This is a genomic window from Rhodococcus sp. NFXS4, assembly GCF_058139645.1.
In genome coordinates, this window is sequence record NZ_CP192221.1 from 2,286,638 (window position 1) to 2,304,354 (window position 17,717).

Sequence of the window (17,717 nt, forward strand, 5' to 3'; positions counted from 1 at the left end):
GTGGCGCAGGGGAGTGCCCCGGCGTCGACCAGCGGCCTCGACACCCGTCCGACCGAAGGACGATCAGCCCGGACGGCCGCCGGCCTGACCGTCGCTCAGAGGCGGGACGCCGACCCCGCGTCGCTCAGAGGCGGGACGCCGACCCCGCGTCCAGGAACCACACGGTCGACTCGAGGCCGTGTGCGCCGGCGGCCGGATGCTCGACCGGGTCCGCGCCCCCGACACAGGCGGCGACGGCATCGGCCTTGCCCTCGCCCGAGACGAGGAACCACACGTGCCGAGACCTGTTCACCGCCGGGAGCGTCAGCGTGATGCGCACGGGAGGCGGCTTGGGGGAGTCGGTCACGGCCACGACCCAGCGTGACTTCTCCTGCACCGCGTCACCGTGGGCGAAGAGGGAGTTGACGTGAGAATCCGGGCCCATGCCGAGCAGGTGGATGTCGAAGGCGGGTCCGTCCTCCGGTGCGAAGGCTGCCACCGACTGCAGGTAGGTCACCGCCGCGGCCTCGACGTCGTCGCCCAGCGGCGAGTCGGACGGGGCCATGACGTGCACGCGATCGGGATCGATGCCGACGTGATCGAGCAGGGCGTCCCTGGCCTGCACGTAGTTGCGTTCCGGGTCGCCCTCGGGGAGGAAGCGTTCGTCACCGAAGAAGACGTCGACGGCGGACCAGTCGATGTCGCCGCCGAGGTCGCGGACAGCGGCCAGGGTCGCGACGCCGGTGCCGCCACCGGTCAGAACGACGGATGCGGTACCGCGTGCTCGCTGGGCGTCGACGACCACCGACACGAATCGCTCGGCCGCGGCGCGGGCGAGAGCCGCCGTGTCGTCGGAACGGTGGATCTCCGGTCGTGTCTCACTCATAGGTCACCTTCGTCAGGCCGGCGAGGGCCTCTTCGTAGATCTCGTCACGGTCGAGTCGACGCAGCTCCTCCGCGAGGCAGTCGCGGGTCTCCCTCCGGGCGAGTGAGACCAGCGTGTCCGGTTGTCCGGTGCGGATGAGCGTGGCCGTGGTGCCGGTCTGCGGCCTGCTGATGGACACGGTGCTGTCGGCCAGCACCATCTCCACACGCAGGTCGCCGACCTTGCGCACCACGGGGACGTCGAGGCGGGCGGCGAACCACCCGGCGAGGATGTCCAGTGCGGGCTCCTCGCGCAGACCCGACACGGTCACCGATCGCACCGGCTCGGCCTGCTGGTCGAGTGCCGTGGTGAGCAGCGCACGCCAATAGGTGATGCGCGACCAGGCGAGGTCGGAATCCCCCTCGGCGTACGACTCGAGTCGCGACGAGATGGCAGCGCGCGGGTCGGGTGAGTTGGTCGCGTCGGTGATCCGGCGGATGGCGAGTCGGCCCACCGGGTCCTCCTTCGGGACCGCCGGTGCTCCGCTCGGCCACCAGGCCACCACGGGGGTGTCCGGCAGCAGGAAGGGGAGGACGACGCTCTGCTCGTGTTCCGACAGCTCGCCCCGTAGTCGCAGGAAGACCACCTCGGACGCGCCCGCGTCGCCGCCGACGCGGATCTGCGCGTCCAGCACGTCGTCGTCGTCGCGATCACCGCGGGCCAGCACGATCACACGACACGGGTGCTCCCGGCTGGCCTCGTTGGCCGCCTCGATCGCGGCTTCGAACTTCGCGGGATCACGGATGACGACCACCAGGGTGAGCACCCGACCGAGCGTGACGGCGCCGCCCGATTCGCGGAGCTCCACCAGCTTCTTCGAGACGGCACCGGTGGTGGTGGCGGGCAGATCGACGATCACGGCCTTCTCCATTCGCGTCCGGTGCGCTGCATCATCTCGTTGGCCGAGTCGGGGCCCCACGTGCCGGCCTCGTACGGTTCGGCCGCACCTCCGGACGCCCAGTACTCGAGGATGGGGTCGAGGATCTTCCACGACAGCTCGACCTCGGCATTGACCGGGAAGAGCGACGGCTCACCGAGCAGCACGTCGAGGATGAGCCGCTCGTACGCCTCGGGCGACGACTCGGTGAAGGCCTGGCCGTAACTGAAGTCCATGCTGACGTCCCGCACCTGCATGCTGGACCCCGGCACCTTCGATCCGAAGCGCAGCGTGACGCCCTCGTCGGGCTGCACGCGGATGACGAGTGCGTTCTGGCCCAGTTCCTCGGTCATCGTGGCGTCGAACGGCAGGTGCGGTGCGCGTTTGAAGATCATCGCGATCTCGGTCACGCGCCGCCCGAGCGACTTCCCCGTGCGGAGGTAGAACGGCACGCCGCCCCACCGCCGGGTGTCCACCTCGAGGGTGATGGCCGCGTAGGTCTCGGTGTTCGACTCCGCGTCGAACCCCTCCTCCTCCTTGAGCCCCTTCACCTTCTGGCTGCCCTGCCACCCCGAGGTGTACTGCCCCCGGGCAGCGGTCTGCGCGAACGGCTCCGCCAGACGCGTCGACGAGAGGACCTTGATCTTCTCGCTCTGCAGCTCGCTGGGGCTGAAGCTGACCGGCTCCTCCATCGCGGTGATGGCGAGCAACTGCAGCAGGTGGTTCTGGATCACGTCGCGCGCAGCGCCGATGCCGTCGTAGTACCCCGCTCGACCCCCCAGGCCGATGTCCTCGGCCATCGTGATCTGCACGTGGTCCACGTAGTGGGCGTTCCAGATCGGGTCGAACAGCTGGTTGGCGAAGCGCAGCGCCAGGATGTTCTGGACCGTCTCCTTGCCGAGGTAGTGGTCGATGCGGAAGACGCGATCCTCCGGGAACACCCGGTTGACGATCGCATTGAGCTCCTTCGCGCTCGCGAGATCGTGGCCGAAGGGCTTCTCGATAACCACTCGACGCCAGTGCCGCGGCGCCTCGTCCTCGGTCTCCGGTCCGGTGGCGAGACCGGACGCCGACAACTGCTCGAGCACCGTGGGGAACGCGCCCGGCGGGATGGACAGGTAGAACGCGTGGTTCCCACCGGTTCCGCGCTCGACGTCGAGTTCCGCAAGCGTTCTCGTGAGCTGATCGAACGCCGCGGCGTCGTCGAACGACCCCTGCACGAAGCGGATGCCTTCCGACAACCGTTCCCACACGTCCTCACGGAACGGCGTCCGGGAGTGTTCGCGGACCGCGTCGTGCACGATGGTGCCGAAGTCCTGATCCGACCATTCACGCCGGGCGAACCCGACCAGCGCGAACCCGGGCGGCAGGAGCCCACGGTTCGCGAGGTCGTACACCGCCGGCATCAACTTCTTGCGCGCCAGGTCGCCGGTGACACCGAAGATCACCAGGCTGCAGGGCCCGGCGATCCTCGGGAGACGCTTGTCTCTGCTGTCACGGAGCGGATTCACCCAGGGTGTGGCTGACTCCGTCGCCACGGTTCAGCTCTTCGACGCGGCGGAGAGTTGCTCGGAGGTGGCGTCGAGCAGTTCGCCCCACGACGCCTCGAACTTCTGGACGCCCTCGTTCTCGAGCACGAGGAAGACGTCGGTCAGGTCGATACCCAGTGCACTGATGGCGTCGAAGACGGCCTGCGACTCCTGACCCTTGCCCGTGATGGTGTCGCCGGTGACCTCGCCGTGGTCGGCGAAGGCGTCCATCGTCTTCTCGGGCATGGTGTTGACGGTGTTCGGGGCGACCAGCTCGGACACGTACAGCGTGTCGGGCAGGGTCGGGTCCTTCACTCCGGTGGAGGCCCAGAGCGGGCGCTGCGGCCGGGTGTTGTCGGTCAGCATGCCTTGGAAACGCGACCCGATCTCGAACACCTGCTGGTAGGCGACGTACGCGAGGCGTGCGTTGGCCAGTGCGGCCTTGCCCTTCAGGTCGGTCGCCTCCGGTGTTCCGATGGCGTCGAGACGCTTGTCGATCTCGGTGTCGACGCGCGAGACGAAGAACGACGCGACCGAGTGGATCGACGACAGGTCGTGGCCCGCGGCCTTCGCCGACTCGAGTCCCTCGAGGTAGGCGCTCATGACGGCCTCGTAGCGCTCGACCGAGAAGATGAGCGTGACGTTGACGCTGATGCCCTCGCCGATGACCTTGGCGATGGCGGGGATGCCGGCCTCGGTGGCGGGGATCTTGATCAGGACGTTGGGCCGGTCGACGATCTTCCACAGCTCGATCGCCTGCGCGACCGTCTTGTCGGTGTCGTGGGCCAGGCGGGGATCGACCTCGATGGACACCCGTCCGTCGACTCCGTTGGTCGCCTCGTACACCGGTGCGAGAACGTCGCACGCATTGCGGACGTCGTCGGTGGTGACCGTGCGGATGACGGAATCGACGTCGGCACCGCGAGCGGCGAGCTCGTTCACCTGCTCGTCGTACGAGGTGCCCTTCGACAGGGCGGCCTGGAAGATCGACGGGTTCGTGGTGACGCCGACGACCGACTTGGAGTCGATCAGGTCCTTCAGGTTGCCTGAGGAGATCCGGTCACGGGAGAGGTCGTCCAGCCAGACCGAGACTCCGGCGGCGGACAGGTCTGCGAGATTCTGGTTCTGAGTCATGCTGTCATCCCTTCACGTTGGTGATGGAGCGCTGAGCTGCGGCCACGACGGCCTCGGCCGTGAAGCCGTACTCGCGGAAGAGCGTCGCCGCGTCCGCGGACTCGCCGAAGTGCTCGAGCGAGATGATCTCGCCGAAGCCGCCGACGATCTTGTACCAGGGCATCGCGATGCCGGCCTCGATGGAGACACGGGCCTTCACGGTGGGCGGAAGGACCTGGTCGCGGTAGTTCTGGTCCTGGCTCTCGAACCACTCGACACACGGCATCGAGACGACGCGCGCCGCGATGTCCTGCGCCTCGAGAAGCTTCTGTGCCTCCACGGCGTACTGCACCTCGGAACCGGTCGCGACGATGATCACGTCGGGTGCGGCCTTGGACGACTCGACCAGGACGTACCCGCCCTTGGAGACACCCTCGTAGCTGGTGCCGTCGAGAATCGGGATGCCCTGACGGGTGAGCGCGAGGCCGACGGGTCCGCTGCTCGACGAGCGCGCGAGCACCGCGCGCCAGGCGTGGGCGGTCTCGTTCGCATCGCCGGGGCGCACGACCGAGAGGTTCGGGATCGCGCGCAGCGCCGCGAGGTGTTCGACCGGCTGGTGCGTCGGGCCGTCCTCGCCGAGACCGACGGAGTCGTGGGTCCAGACGTAGATGGGATCGATGTCCATGAGGGACGCGAGGCGCACCGCGGGACGCATGTAGTCACTGAACTGCATGAAGGTGCCGCCGTACGCACGCGTCGGTCCGTGCATGACGATGCCGGACAGGATCGCGCCCATCGCGTGCTCGCGGATACCGAAGTGCAGCGTGCGGCCGTAGGGCTCGGCGTCCCAGTCGTCGGTGGAGATCGACGTCGGGCCGAAGGACTTGGCGCCCTTCATGGTGGTGTTGTTGCTGCCGGCGAGGTCGGCGGAGCCGCCCCACAGCTCCGGCAGGACCGGGCCGACGGCACTGAGGACCTCACCGGACGCGGCGCGCGTCGCGATGGACTTGCCGCCCGGCTCCCAGGTGGGGAGGACGTCGGTCCATCCGTCGGGCAGCGTGCCCTCGGTCAGACGGTCCAGCAGGCGGCGACGGTCGGGCTCGCGCTCGCTCCACGCGTCGAAGTCCTTGCTCCACGCCTCGTGCGCCGCGCGGCCACGCGCCTGCAGGCCGCGGGTGTGCTCGATGACCTCGTCGGTGACCTCGAACGTCTTCTCGGGATCGAAGCCGAGCGCCTTCTTCACGGCGGCGACCTCGTCGTCACCCAGAGCGGCACCGTGGACGGCACCGGTGTTCATCATCGTGGGGGCCGGGAAGCCGATGATGGTGCGCAGCACGATGATCGAGGGCTTGTCGGTGACGGCCTTGGCCGCCTCGACCGCCTCCTCGATGGCGGTGACGTTCTCGCCGCCCTCCACGACCTGCACGTGCCAGCCGTACGCCTCGTAGCGCTTGGCGGTGTCCTCGGACAGCGCGATGTCGGTGGAGTGCTCGATGGAGATCTTGTTGTCGTCGTAGAACAGGATCAGGTTGCCGAGCTGCTGCGTGCCGGCGAGTGAGGACGCCTCGGAGGTGATGCCCTCCTCGATGTCGCCGTCGGACGCGATGACGTAGACGTAGTGATCGAACGGGCTGTCGCCCCATGCGGGCTCGGGATCGAAGAGTCCACGCTCACGGCGCGACGCCATGGCCATGCCGACGGCCGAGGCCAGGCCCTGACCGAGCGGGCCGGTGGTGATCTCGACGCCCTTGGTGTGGCGGAACTCCGGGTGGCCGGGAGTCTTCGACTTGAACGTGCGCAGCGCCTCGAGATCGGCGAGCTCGAGGCCGAAGCCGCCCAGGTAGAGCTGGATGTACAGCGTGAGGCTCGAGTGACCGCACGAGAGCACGAAGCGATCGCGGCCGATCCACGTGGTGTCCGTAGGATCGTGGCGCATCGTGCGCTGGAAGAGCGAGTACGCCAGGGGAGCGAGGCTCATGGCGGTTCCGGGGTGGCCGTTGCCGACCTTCTGCACCGCGTCGGCAGCGAGAACACGCACAGTGTCCACCGCCCGTGTGTCCAGATCGGTCCAGTCGCTCGGATGGTGAGCGCTGGTGAGAACGGTGATGTCGTCTGTGATCGACACGGGTGGAGATCTCCTGACACTGTCGGGGTGGGGGTGGCCAGTAGTGCACGGACGCGGCGCACTCGTCGCCGCTCCGCGCGTGATGAGCCTAGTTCCCCGGCGGGTCGGTCGGGGATACCCGGTTCACGGTCGAGCCTAGTTCCGTCCGGGACGCCTCGCTGGTTCCGCGACGGGTGGTCCGCCGCCGATCCGTCACACGACGCCCGAACCATCCGACTACCCGCCGATTGGGGTGATGACACAGGCGGCGTCTACCATCGCTTGTAGTAGCACCATTCCGCTCGGTAACTGGGCCGGGTGGTGGAGCGGACGGTGCGAGAGGGAGATTCGAGTGGGTATGCGGCAGAGCCCGAGCGGACACGGGTTCACCGACAGTCCGACCCGGGACGTGTCGACCGCTCCCACGTCGAGACTCGGCCGGCTGACGGCCAAACCCGCCGCCTACATCGCGCTGACGAAACCGCGCGTGATCGAGCTCCTCCTGGTCGCGACCATCCCCACGATGCTCCTCGCGGACCGCGGCACGGTGAACCTCCCGCTGCTGTTCGCCACGCTGTTCGGCGGGTGGATGGGTGCCGCCAGCGCCAACACGCTGAACTGCGTCGTCGACGCGGACATCGACAAGGTCATGAAGCGCACCGCGCGGCGGCCCCTGGCCCGCGAGGCCGTGCCGACGTCGCACGCCTTCGTCTTCGGCGCGCTCCTCGGAGTCGGATCCTTCCTCTGGCTCTGGTGGGCGGCGAACCTCCTCAGTGGGATGCTGGTCGTCGCGACGATTCTGTTCTACGTCCTCGTCTACACGATGGTGCTCAAGCGCCGGACCTCGCAGAACGTGGTCTGGGGCGGTGCCGCGGGATGCATGCCCGCACTCGTCGGATGGTCCGCCGTGACCGGGACCGTCGGGTGGCAGGCGATCGTCCTGTTCCTCGTCATCTTCTTCTGGACTCCGCCCCACACGTGGGCCCTGGCCATGCGCTACAAGGACGACTACAAGGCGGCGGGTGTGCCCATGCTGCCCGTCGTCGCCACCGAGCAGGTCGTCACCCGGCAGATCGTCCTCTACACGTGGGCCACGGTCGCGGCCACGGCTGCGCTGATCCCGGCGGCCGGTGTCGTCTACGCCGCGGTCGCCCTGGCGGCGGGTGCCTGGTTCCTCCTCATGGCGCACCAGCTCTACTCGGGCGTGCGACGCGGCGAGGCCGTGAAGCCGCTGCGCCTGTTCCTGCAGTCGAACAACTACCTCGCGGTCGTCTTCATCGGTCTCGCTGTCGACTCCGTGCTCGGGATGTCCACGGTCTCCGACTTCTTCTCCTGACACCCGCTCCGCGTCAGGGTTCCAGCACGATCGATCCCGCCGTCCGCCGGCTCTCCAGGTCGATGTGCGCCTGCCGGGCCTGCTCGAGCGGATAGCGATGCTCGACTCGGACCGTCAGGGTTCCGTCCGCCAGCGCGCGCACCACGTCTCCGCCGCGCCATTCCAGCTCTGCCCGGTCGCGGATGTGATGCGCGAGGGTGGGGCGGGTCAGGAACACCGAGCCGGCCTTGTTGAGGCGCTGCGGGTCCACCGGCGGTACCGGCCCGCTCGCGGCACCGAAGAGGGCCACTGTTCCGCGGATGCGCACGCTCCCGAGGCTCGCGTCGAACGTCGAGGCACCGACGCCGTCGTAGACCGCCGCGACGCCGACATCGTCGGTGATGTCGCGCACGCGTGCCGGGATGTCGTCGTCGTAGCGGAGAACGTGAGTCGCGCCTGCCTCGCGCGACAACGCCTCCTTCTCGTCGGTGGACACGGTGGTGATCACCGTCGCGCCCTTCGCCGTGACGAGCTGCGTGAGAATCAGCCCGACTCCGCCCGCGCCGGCATGCACCAGCACCACGTCGCCGGACCGCACGGGGTACGTCGACTCGATCAGATAGTGCGCCGTCATGCCCTGGAGCAGCACGGATGCCGCCTGCGGGGGATCCACACCCGCCGGCACCGCGATGGCAGAGGCGGCCGGGACCCGCACGAGTTCGGCGTAGCTCCCGGGCGCTGCGGCCCATGCGACGCGGTCGCCGACCGAGAAACCGGACACCTCCGAGCCCACCTGCTCGACGACGCCGGTGCCCTCGTCGCCCGGGACGTACGGCAGCTCCCGCGGGTAGGACCCGCTACGGAAGTACGTGTCGATGTAGTTGATCCCGGAGGCCTGGACCCGGACCAGGAGATCGGCCGGGCCGGGTACCGGATCGGGGACGTCGGTCACGTCGAGGACGTCGGGTCCGCCGGTTCTGGTCACGAGTACAGCGCGCATGGGAAAAGTCTGCCACCGCGCCCGCGACAGCGGGGGCGGGACGGACCCACCGCTGAGTTACCGGCCAGTAGGGACGCGTGGGACGGACCGGGTATTCTCACGATCATGAGCACCGAGAGCATCGAGAACGCACCCAAGGGTGACTCCGGGCAGAGCACCGAGACGGCGGCCCCGCCGTCGAACCTGGTGTCCTCGATCGAGTCGTTCGTCGCAGCGCACGGCGGGTCCGCGACGGTGGTGTTGCAGCCGCTCGGCCGCGCCGGTGTCCGCATGACCCTGGTCGGTGCCGACGGGATCCTGGGGGACCGGGTCGCCGGCAATCTCCGCATCGCGCACGCGGTGGTGGACTCGCTCGACTCCGTGACCCTCGGTGACTGGGACCGCGAGCTGACGAGCATCGTCACCCCGCGCAAGGGTCACTTCGCGCAGATGGCGGGATGGGTGGCGCGTCAGTCGCGTTTCCCGAAGGCGCGCAACGGTCTCTGACCGCGTCCGATCAGTCCGCGCGGGCCAGCCGCGGCGAGGTCACGTCGGTGTCCTCGGCTGCCGGCACGGTCTCCCGCTCCCGCAGAGACACCCAGAGAGCGGCCGTGGCGGCCGTGGCCGCGGCAGCACCGGCGACGTGGACGGCCACGAGGGCCGCAGGGACGTCGGTGAAGTACTGGACGATGCCGACGCACGCCTGGGCGACGACGATCGCGATGACCACCTGCAGACGCTTCTTGATGGCCGAGGCTCCGGACGGACTGACGGCGTAGACGGCGAACGTGAGCCCCACCAGCAGCGCCAGGTACCCCACCAGAAGTTCGGCGTGCAGGTGCACCAGCGTGACGATCTCCACCTCGAGCCGAGCCACGTCCGCGTCACCGGCATGCGGTCCCGCGCCGGTGACCATGGTGCCCGCCACCAGAACTCCGGCGAGAAGGACCGCAGACAGCACGGTCAACCATCGCAGCGGCGCGGGCACGGCGGGTACCGAGACGCCCTCGTCCTTCTCACCGATCTTGTGGAACAGCAACGTCGCGAGCCAGACCATCAGCATCGAGATCACGAGGTGCACCGCCACGGTCCACCACAGCAGCCCGGTGAGCACCGTGATGCCGCCGACGCCGGCCTGCAGCACCGTGCCCGCAGGCATGAGCCACGCGTAGACGACCACCTCGCGGCGGCGCCGTGCCCGTGTCACCGCCAGGACGATGGCAGCCGCGGTGAGGACCACGGCGAAGGTGAGCATGCGGTTGCCGAACTCGACCGCCTGGTGCAGGACGGGCACCTCGGACACACCGACGGGCGTGAAGCTGCCGGGGAAACACTGCGGCCACGTGGGGCACCCGAGCCCGGAGCCCGTCACCCGGACCACGGCGCCCGTCACCGAGATACCGCCCTGCGTCAGGATCACGACGAACGCGATGATTCGCTGGACGCGAACGGAGGGGACCGGGAGGCGGTCGACCACGGAGAAGTACGCACGGGAGAGCACACGTCGATGGTAGACGGCATCTCCTACGCTGCGTAGTTGGCCTGCGGCCCGGGGTAGTCGGCCTGCGGCTTCGGGTGGTCGGACTGCGGCTTCGGTGTCAGGTGAACGAGAACTTGCGGGTCGCCCAGAAGCCGCAGATCGCCGCCCACACGACGAGGACCAGGATGCCGAACAGATCGGCTCGTCCCACGACGGCCTGCTCGAGCGTCTCCGCCATCGCGCCCGACGGGATCAGTCGCGCGATCATGCGGACGCCGCCGGGAAGTGCCTCGTTCGCGAACACCACGCTGCCGATTCCTAGCATCACGAACCACGCGATGTTGGCGAGGGCGAGCACGATCTCGGCCCGCAGCGTCCCGCCGAGCAGGAGGCCCATCGTGGCGAAGGTGACGGTGCCGAGAGCGATGACCAGCGCGCCCAGCACGAGTCCGCCGGGAGTCGGACGCCACCCGAGGGCGAGGCCGATGGCGCCGAGCAGTACCGACTGCAGCACGACCACGAGGAGGACGGCGATCGACTTCCCGGCGATCGCGCCCCACTTCGGCAGAGCGGTGGCGCCGAGTCTCTTGAGAGCGCCGTAGCGCCGGTCGAAGCCGACGGCGATGGCCTGGCCGGTGAACGCGGTCGACATCACCGCGACGGTCATCACGGCGGGTACGACTGTGCCGACGCGCTCGGTGCCGAAGTCGCCGAACGGCAGCAGCGTGAGGCCGATGAGCAACGTCACCGGGATGAACATCGTCAGCAGCAGCTGCTCACCGTTGCGCAGGAGCAGGAGTAGTTCGAGGCGGCTCTGCGCCAGCAGCATGCGGCGGCGCGGTGCGGGCCGGGGATCCGGTGTGAACGTCCCCGGTGCGAATCGGTCGGACGCACGTTCGGACCGTGATGTCACGCTCACCCTCTCAGTTCCCGCCCCGTGAGGTCGAGGAAGACGTCCTCGAGGCTGCGCTGCTCCACACGGAGATCGGTGGCCAGCACGTTCAGTCGAGCACACCACGAGGTCACCGTCGCGAGCACCTGGGGGTCGATGGTCCCCTCGAGCAGATACGAGCCCGGCGAACTCTCGACCGGATCGAACCCCTCGGGCAGCACCATCTGCAGCAACGACAGGTCGAGACCGGAGGGTGCGGAGAAGCGCAACTGGCCCTCGGCGCCCCGACGGGTGAGCTCGGTGGGCGTCCCCGAGGCGACGACCTGGCCGTGGTCGATGATCACCAGGTCGTCCGCGAGGTGCTCGGCCTCGTCCATGAGGTGGGTGGTCAGCAGGATGCTCACGCCGTCGCGCCGCAGCGCCTCGACGAGGTCCCACACGAGGAGCCGGGCCTGTGCGTCGAGCCCGGCGGTCGGCTCGTCGAGGAACACGAGCTCCGGGCGGCCGACCAGCGCACAGGCCAGCGAGAGGCGTTGTTGCTGACCGCCGGAGAGTCGTCGGTACGGCGTGCGGACGGCATCGGTGAGCCCCAACTGTCCGAGGAGCCACTTGGGATCGAGCGGGTCGGCCGAGTACGCGGCGACGAGGTCGAGCATCTCGCCCGCACGCGAGCCGGGGTAGGCGCCGCCGCCCTGCAGCATCACCCCGATCCGCGGCTTGAGACGGTCGGAGTCGACGATGGGATCGAGCCCCAGGACGCGGACCTCACCGGAGTCGGGCGTGTGGAAGCCCTCGCACATCTCGACGGTGGTGGTCTTGCCGGCCCCGTTGGGACCGAGGAGTGCGAGCACCCGGCCGCGCTGCAGATCGATGTCGAGTCCGTCGACGGCCGCGACGTCACCGAAGTGCTTGACCACACCGCGGAGCGACACCGCCGGAGAGTCCGTCGGCGTCCCGGCATCGGACGCCGTGGGCGGAGGGACAGGTCGGGCGGTCACGATGATCCAGCGTAGGCGTCCGACGGACGGTCCGGCGCCGCCGCCCCGTCGCGTGCCCGCCAGGGCAGCAGTCGCCTCGTCGAGGCGTACAGCACGGCGATCGTCAGGACTGTCGCCACCGCCGCCTGGACGATGACGAAGGGCTGGACCTCACCGCCGGTCGGCATGACGATCAGCGAGACGAACGCGGAGAAGACGATCACCGGCACCCGGAACGCCGGTCGGGTGGCCCAGGCGGCCAGCGGGGTGACGGCCCACAGCAGGTACCAGGGCTGGACCACGGGGAAGAGCAGCACGAGTGCCCCGAGCGACACGCCGAGGGCTCCGATGGGGTGGAGCCGACCCAGCAGGACCGACACCAGCATCCGCACGATGATCAGCGCGGCCACCAGGGAGGCGATCGGGCGGGTGAGGGACAGCACGGCAGTGGTGTGGTCGCCGATGCCGAGGAGGACGCCGGCGCCTCCCGTGGCGAGGCCGAGCAGTGTGGGCAACGACATCCAGCTGCGCACGGCGTTGGCCGTGCCCAGGGTGTCCAGCCAGCCGAATCCGAGCCCGCTCGCGGCGCTGACGCCCAGGATCACGGCGACGGTCACCGCGCCGAGCAGGGCGGCGGCGGCGGCGACGTCGCGGGGCCGACCACCCCATCGACGGGCCAGGGCCATGCCCACGAATCCGAGCGCGAGCACCGACGGGATCTTGATCGTCGCGGACAGGGCGATGACCGCCGCGCCGGCGAGCAGCAGCACGCCGGTACGGCCCCGCAGTGGTGCCGCGGACTCGACCGCACGGAACGAGAGTTCGAGCCCCGCGAGCATCAGGCCCAGCATCGCGGCCTCGTTGTGGATCCCGGCGACGAGGTGGAAGAGCAGGAGCGGATTGGCGGCACCGAGCCACAGCGCCGCCACGCTGGACACTCCGCACCGGGCGGCGAGGCGGGGGAGAGCCCACACGATGAGCGCGACGCCGATCAGCGCGACGATGCGATGCAGGAAGATCCCGGCGACGATGTCGTCACCGGTGAGCGCGGTGATGCCCCGACCGATCCACAGGAAGAACGGTCCGTAGGGCGCCGGGGTGTCGCGCCAGATGGTCGGCACGGTTCTGGTGAGCACATGGTCGACGCCGAGTGCCGCCTGCGGACCGATGGCGTACGGATCGAGTCCGCGGGCCGTGATCTCGCTCTGCGCCAGGTACGAGTAGACGTCCTTGCTGAACATCGGTGGCGCGACGCACAGCGGCACGATCCACAGCGCGAGCGTGCGGTCCAGCTGGGAGCGAGACATCCGGCGCGGCGACGAGTGCGTGCCGAAAGATCCCACGGCGAGGCGTCCGAGGAGCAGCCATGCGAGTACCACGACGGCGGTGCCGATCATCGTGATGGTGAGTGCGGCGGGCAGCGCGCGAGCGAAGAGCCCGAGCACGCGGACACCCTGCACCGGGTTCTGGAGAACCGGTTGTGCGCCGGCGCCCAGTGCACCGAGGGCCATCATCGCGGCGCCGATGGCACCGAAGCGGCGGATCCGTGTGAGATCGCGCACCTCGGCGGCGTTCAGTTCGGGGCGCTCGGGCTCGTTGTCGTGCAGAAACGCGACGCGGTCGCTGCGCGGAGACCCCTCGATCCCCAGCACCCGACGCGTCGCTCGACGGGCCGTCGCCCGCATCCGCGCGGCGGTACCGGAGCGGCTCGGCTCCGTCGCACCCGCCGTGACCACGTCGTCGGTGCCGCCCGCGAGGGACGCCGAGGCGTCGGTCGGTGTCACCGGCGCGGGGGGCACGGAGTCGTCGGCAGGTGCGGGCACAGAACGGAGCGTATCGACACCGGCGCCGATCACGAACGTCGCCGCGGCATCGGCCCTGCTACCCAGGGTGCCCTTGCTGGAACCTCTCCGGTAATTCGGTCACACTGGTGTTGTGAAAACGACTACCGAACGTTCCGGCGAGCGCGTCAGCGCCCGCGCCGACGTCGCGTCGGTCACCGTCACCCCGGCTTCGGGATCTGGTTCAGCGACGTCGGGCTCGGCAACGTCGGGCTCGGCAACGTCGGGCTCGGCAACGTCGGAGGGTCGCACGCGGTCGTCCGTCGTGACGCTCCTGCTCGAGGAGGGTCCGATCAGCGCCACCCAGGTCGGGTCCCGTCTCGGCATCAGCGCCGCCGGCGTGCGGCGCCACCTCGATGCTCTCATCGACGCGGGCGACGCGCGCGTCACGATGACCTCGCGTCCCGGCGCACGTACCCGCGGCCGCCCAGCGAAGCTGTTCTCCCTGACCGCGCACGGACGCTCTCGACTCGGCCACTCGTACGACGATCTCGCGGGTGCGGCCATGCGGCACCTACGGGAGATCGGCGGCGACGACGCGGTGCGCACGTTCGCCCGCCGACGCATCCAGTCCATCGTGGGCGACGTCGAGCCTGCCGACACGTCCTCGCAGCAGTCCGTCTCCGAGACGGCCGACGCCATCGCCGAGGCGCTGACCGAGTCCGGCTTCGCCGCCTCCACCCGCCCGGTCGGCAACGGGGTGCAGATCTGCCAGCACCACTGCCCGGTCTCGCACGTCGCGGCCGAGTTCCCCGAGCTGTGCACCGCCGAGCGCGAGGCGTTCGCCGATCTGCTCGGAACGCACGTGCAGCGCCTCGCCACCATCGCCAACGGCGACTGCGCGTGCACCACCCATGTGCCCCTTCGCACACTCTCGACTCCCGAATCAGGCAATACCGACGACGATGTCGGCGTTGCACCGAGTGATGCTGCCGACAGCGGCACGGTCCACCACGACCGCACAGCTCTCGATTCGGCCCGTACCACCCGCTCCAGCCCGAACAGCCCGCTCGATCGTCTCCGGAAGGAGCCCGCATGACCGTCACACCAGACCAGGTGACCCCCACGGTGCCCGCGACACTCACGCAGGACGAGACCATCGCGTCTCTCGGGACCTACGGATACGGCTGGTCCGACTCCGACGTCGCCGGTGCGAGCGCCAAGCGCGGCATCAGCGACGCCGTCGTCCGCGACATCTCCGACAAGAAGAGCGAGCCCGAGTGGATGCTCGAGGCACGCCTCAAGGCGCTGCGCACGTTCGAGCGCAAGCCCATGCCGAACTGGGGCTCGAACCTCGACGGCATCGACTTCGACAACATCAAGTACTTCGTGCGGTCCAGCGAGAAGCAGGCCGCCACGTGGGACGATCTGCCCGCCGACATCAAGAACACGTACGACCGCCTCGGCATCCCGGAGGCGGAGAAGCAGCGCCTCGTGTCGGGTGTCGCCGCTCAGTACGAGTCCGAGGTCGTCTACCACTCGATCCGCGAGGATCTCGAGGAGCAGGGCGTCATCTTCCTGGACACCGACTCGGGTCTGCGTGAGCACCCGGAGCTGTTCCAGGAGTACTTCGGCTCGGTGATCCCGGCCGGCGACAACAAGTTCTCCGCGCTGAACACCGCGGTGTGGTCCGGTGGGTCCTTCATCTACGTGCCGCCGGGCGTCCACGTCGACATCCCGCTGCAGGCCTACTTCCGCATCAACACCGAGAACATGGGTCAGTTCGAGCGGACGCTCATCATCGTCGACGAGGGTGCGTACGTGCACTACGTCGAGGGCTGCACCGCCCCGATCTACAAGTCCGACTCGCTGCACTCGGCGGTCGTCGAGATCATCGTGAAGAAGGGTGGTCGGTGCCGCTACACCACCATCCAGAACTGGTCGAACAACGTCTACAACCTCGTCACCAAGCGCGCGAAGGCCGAGGCCGGCGCGACGATGGAGTGGATCGACGGCAACATCGGCTCGAAGGTCACGATGAAGTACCCGGCCGTGTGGATGACCGGTGAGCACGCCAAGGGCGAGGTTCTGTCGGTGGCGTTCGCCGGCGAGGGCCAGCACCAGGACACCGGCTCGAAGATGCTCCACCTCGCGCCGAACACGTCGTCCAACATCGTGAGCAAGTCCGTCGCTCGCGGCGGCGGCCGGGCGTCGTACCGCGGCCTGATCCAGATCAACAAGGGCGCGCACGGGTCGAAGTCGACCGTCAAGTGCGACGCACTCCTGGTCGATCAGATCAGCCGCAGCGACACCTACCCGTACGTCGACATCCGCGAGGACGACGTGACGATGGGCCACGAGGCCACCGTCTCCAAGGTCAGCGACGATCAGCTGTTCTACCTGATGAGCCGCGGTATGACCGAGGACGAGGCCATGGCCATGGTGGTGCGCGGCTTCGTCGAGCCCATCGCGAAGGAACTCCCGATGGAGTACGCCCTCGAGCTCAACCGCCTGATCGAGCTGCAGATGGAGGGATCGGTCGGATGACCCTGCCCCACACCGACACCGGGGTGAAGGCTGCCGTCACCGGCGAGAACCCCGCCACCGAGAACAAGCGCGCGATCGTCGCGAACAAGGGCGCGCAGTTCTCGTCCTACGACGTCGCCGCGTTCGAGGTGCCGTCCGGCCGCGACGAGATCTGGCGCTTCACACCGCTGCGGCGCCTGCGAGGTCTCCACGACGGCACCGCCGTGGCCACGGGCTCCGCGACCGTGACGGTCACCGACGCACCCGACTCCGTGCGCGTCGAGACCGTCGGTCGTGACGACGCGCGGCTCGGCACCGCGGGTGCGCCGGCCGATCGGGTCGCCGCCCAGGCGTACTCGTCCTTCGACTCGGCCACCGTCGTCACAGTGGCCTCCGAAGCAGAGCTCGCGGATCCGCTGATCGTGACGGTCGACGGTCCGGGAGCGGACGTCGTCGCCTACGGCCACGTCCAGATCCGCGTCGAGGCGTTCGCCAAGGCGACCGTCGTGCTCGAGCAGCGCGGCAGCGGAACCTACGCCGAGAACGTCGAGTTCGTCGTCGCGGACAGCGCACACCTCACGGTCGTCGCCCTGCAGGAGTGGGACGACGACGCGGTGCACGTCGCGTCGCATCACGCGAAGGTGGGCCGCGACAGCGTCCTGCGTTACGTGTCGGTCAGCCTCGGCGGCGACCTGGTGCGCCTGACACCGACGGTGAACTTCACCGGTCCAGGTGGCGACGCCGAGCTCCTGGGCCTGTACTTCGCGGACGACGGTCAGCATCTCGAGCAGCGCCTGCTGGTCAACCACACCGCGCCGCACTGCAAGTCCAACGTGGTCTACAAGGGCGCCCTGCAGGGCGACCCGGTGTCGAAGAAGCCCGACACCCACACCGTGTGGGTCGGCGACGTCGTCATCGGTGCGAAGGCGGAGGGCACGGACACGTTCGAGCTCAACCGCAACCTGATTCTCACCGACGGCGCGCGCGCGGACTCCGTCCCGAACCTCGAGATCGAGACCGGCGAGATCGTCGGGGCCGGTCACGCAAGTGCCACGGGTCGCTTCGACGACGAGCAGCTGTTCTACCTCCGTGCTCGCGGCATCCCGGAGGACCAGGCACGCAAGCTCGTCGTGCGCGGCTTCTTCCACGACATCATCGCGAAGATCCCGGTCGCGTCCATCCGTGAGCGTCTCTCCGACGCGGTCGAGGCGGAACTCGCCATCACCGGCGTCTGACCCCT

Annotated in this window: 15 protein-coding genes; 5 read left to right on the forward strand and 10 right to left on the reverse strand. The window is 69.1% G+C overall.

The annotated features are described in order from the left end of the window. Positions 1–124 precede the first annotated feature (124 nt). Genes pgl through tkt form a run of 5 tightly spaced genes read right to left on the reverse strand, consistent with a single transcriptional unit; the run spans position 125 to position 6,548 of the window. Positions 125–865, reverse strand: coding sequence for a 6-phosphogluconolactonase (gene pgl / locus J4E04_RS10750; protein WP_490150471.1), 741 nt, complete (start codon positions 863–865; stop codon positions 125–127). Then, positions 858–1,763, reverse strand: a complete 906-nt coding sequence (gene opcA / locus J4E04_RS10755) for a glucose-6-phosphate dehydrogenase assembly protein OpcA (RefSeq protein ID WP_027505284.1) — start codon at positions 1,761–1,763, stop codon at positions 858–860. Before opcA ends, pgl begins: the two co-directional genes overlap by 8 nt. Beyond that, positions 1,760–3,319, reverse strand: coding sequence for a glucose-6-phosphate dehydrogenase (gene zwf, locus J4E04_RS10760; RefSeq protein ID WP_490150472.1), 1,560 nt, complete (start codon positions 3,317–3,319; stop codon positions 1,760–1,762). Before zwf ends, opcA begins: the two co-directional genes overlap by 4 nt. A gap of 3 nt (positions 3,320–3,322) precedes the next feature. Continuing rightward, positions 3,323–4,444, reverse strand: a complete 1,122-nt coding sequence (gene tal / locus J4E04_RS10765) for a transaldolase (protein WP_490150473.1) — start codon at positions 4,442–4,444, stop codon at positions 3,323–3,325. A gap of 4 nt (positions 4,445–4,448) precedes the next feature. Beyond that, on the reverse strand, positions 4,449–6,548 hold the full coding sequence (gene tkt, locus J4E04_RS10770; protein WP_490150474.1) for a transketolase: 2,100 nt from the start codon (positions 6,546–6,548) through the stop codon (positions 4,449–4,451). A 337-nt stretch (positions 6,549–6,885) separates the two neighbouring features. Here tkt and J4E04_RS10775 point away from each other — a divergent pair, with 337 nt between their 5' ends. Further along, positions 6,886–7,863, forward strand: coding sequence for a heme o synthase (locus J4E04_RS10775; RefSeq protein WP_490150535.1), 978 nt, complete (start codon positions 6,886–6,888; stop codon positions 7,861–7,863). A gap of 13 nt (positions 7,864–7,876) precedes the next feature. Here J4E04_RS10775 and J4E04_RS10780 read toward each other — a convergent pair whose 3' ends face one another. Then, a complete protein-coding gene (locus J4E04_RS10780) occupies positions 7,877–8,842 on the reverse strand; it encodes a quinone oxidoreductase family protein (protein WP_490150475.1) in 966 nt (321 codons plus the stop codon). A gap of 105 nt (positions 8,843–8,947) precedes the next feature. Between J4E04_RS10780 and J4E04_RS10785 the strand changes: the two genes are divergently transcribed. Then, entirely contained in the window at positions 8,948–9,328 is a 381-nt protein-coding gene (locus J4E04_RS10785) for a hypothetical protein (RefSeq protein WP_027505290.1), read from the forward strand. Between the two features lie 10 nt (positions 9,329–9,338). On the opposite strand, the gene J4E04_RS10790 is transcribed toward J4E04_RS10785, so the two are convergent. The 4 genes from J4E04_RS10790 to mptB all read right to left on the reverse strand — a co-directional run bounded on the left by J4E04_RS10790 (position 9,339) and on the right by mptB (position 13,855). Further along, on the reverse strand, positions 9,339–10,322 hold the full coding sequence (locus J4E04_RS10790) for a COX15/CtaA family protein (RefSeq protein ID WP_027505291.1): 984 nt from the start codon (positions 10,320–10,322) through the stop codon (positions 9,339–9,341). Positions 10,323–10,419: 97 nt separating this feature from the next. Further along, on the reverse strand, positions 10,420–11,220 hold the full coding sequence (locus J4E04_RS10795) for an ABC transporter permease (RefSeq protein ID WP_027505292.1): 801 nt from the start codon (positions 11,218–11,220) through the stop codon (positions 10,420–10,422). Beyond that, entirely contained in the window at positions 11,217–12,191 is a 975-nt protein-coding gene (locus J4E04_RS10800; protein WP_490150476.1) for an ABC transporter ATP-binding protein, read from the reverse strand. The genes J4E04_RS10795 and J4E04_RS10800 overlap by 4 nt, the downstream gene beginning before the upstream one ends. Then, entirely contained in the window at positions 12,188–13,855 is a 1,668-nt protein-coding gene (gene mptB / locus J4E04_RS10805; RefSeq protein ID WP_222637793.1) for a polyprenol phosphomannose-dependent alpha 1,6 mannosyltransferase MptB, read from the reverse strand. Before mptB ends, J4E04_RS10800 begins: the two co-directional genes overlap by 4 nt. Positions 13,856–14,105: 250 nt before the next feature. Between mptB and J4E04_RS10810 the strand changes: the two genes are divergently transcribed. The 3 genes from J4E04_RS10810 to sufD are packed head-to-tail and all read left to right on the forward strand — an operon-like array spanning position 14,106 to position 17,712. Continuing rightward, the gene (locus J4E04_RS10810) at positions 14,106–15,050 is read left to right on the forward strand and encodes a helix-turn-helix transcriptional regulator (protein ID WP_490150477.1); all 945 of its coding nucleotides are present in this window, start codon (positions 14,106–14,108) and stop codon (positions 15,048–15,050) included. After that, a complete protein-coding gene (gene sufB / locus J4E04_RS10815) occupies positions 15,047–16,498 on the forward strand; it encodes a Fe-S cluster assembly protein SufB (protein WP_027505295.1) in 1,452 nt (483 codons plus the stop codon). The genes J4E04_RS10810 and sufB overlap by 4 nt, the downstream gene beginning before the upstream one ends. Beyond that, entirely contained in the window at positions 16,495–17,712 is a 1,218-nt protein-coding gene (sufD, locus tag J4E04_RS10820) for a Fe-S cluster assembly protein SufD (protein ID WP_490150478.1), read from the forward strand. The genes sufB and sufD overlap by 4 nt, the downstream gene beginning before the upstream one ends. Positions 17,713–17,717: the final 5 nt, after the last annotated feature.

Coding starts and splice junctions, on each gene's coding strand:
- sufD (WP_490150478.1), top strand. CDS start 16,495: ATGACCCTGCCCCACACCGACACCGGGGTGAAGGCTGCCGTCACCGGC.
- J4E04_RS10780 (WP_490150475.1), bottom strand. CDS start 8,842: ATGCGCGCTGTACTCGTGACCAGAACCGGCGGACCCGACGTCCTCGAC.
- tal (WP_490150473.1), bottom strand. CDS start 4,444: ATGACTCAGAACCAGAATCTCGCAGACCTGTCCGCCGCCGGAGTCTCG.
- sufB (WP_027505295.1), top strand. CDS start 15,047: ATGACCGTCACACCAGACCAGGTGACCCCCACGGTGCCCGCGACACTC.
- J4E04_RS10775 (WP_490150535.1), top strand. CDS start 6,886: ATGCGGCAGAGCCCGAGCGGACACGGGTTCACCGACAGTCCGACCCGG.
- pgl (WP_490150471.1), bottom strand. CDS start 865: ATGAGTGAGACACGACCGGAGATCCACCGTTCCGACGACACGGCGGCT.
- J4E04_RS10785 (WP_027505290.1), top strand. CDS start 8,948: ATGAGCACCGAGAGCATCGAGAACGCACCCAAGGGTGACTCCGGGCAG.
- mptB (WP_222637793.1), bottom strand. CDS start 13,855: ATGCGGGCGACGGCCCGTCGAGCGACGCGTCGGGTGCTGGGGATCGAG.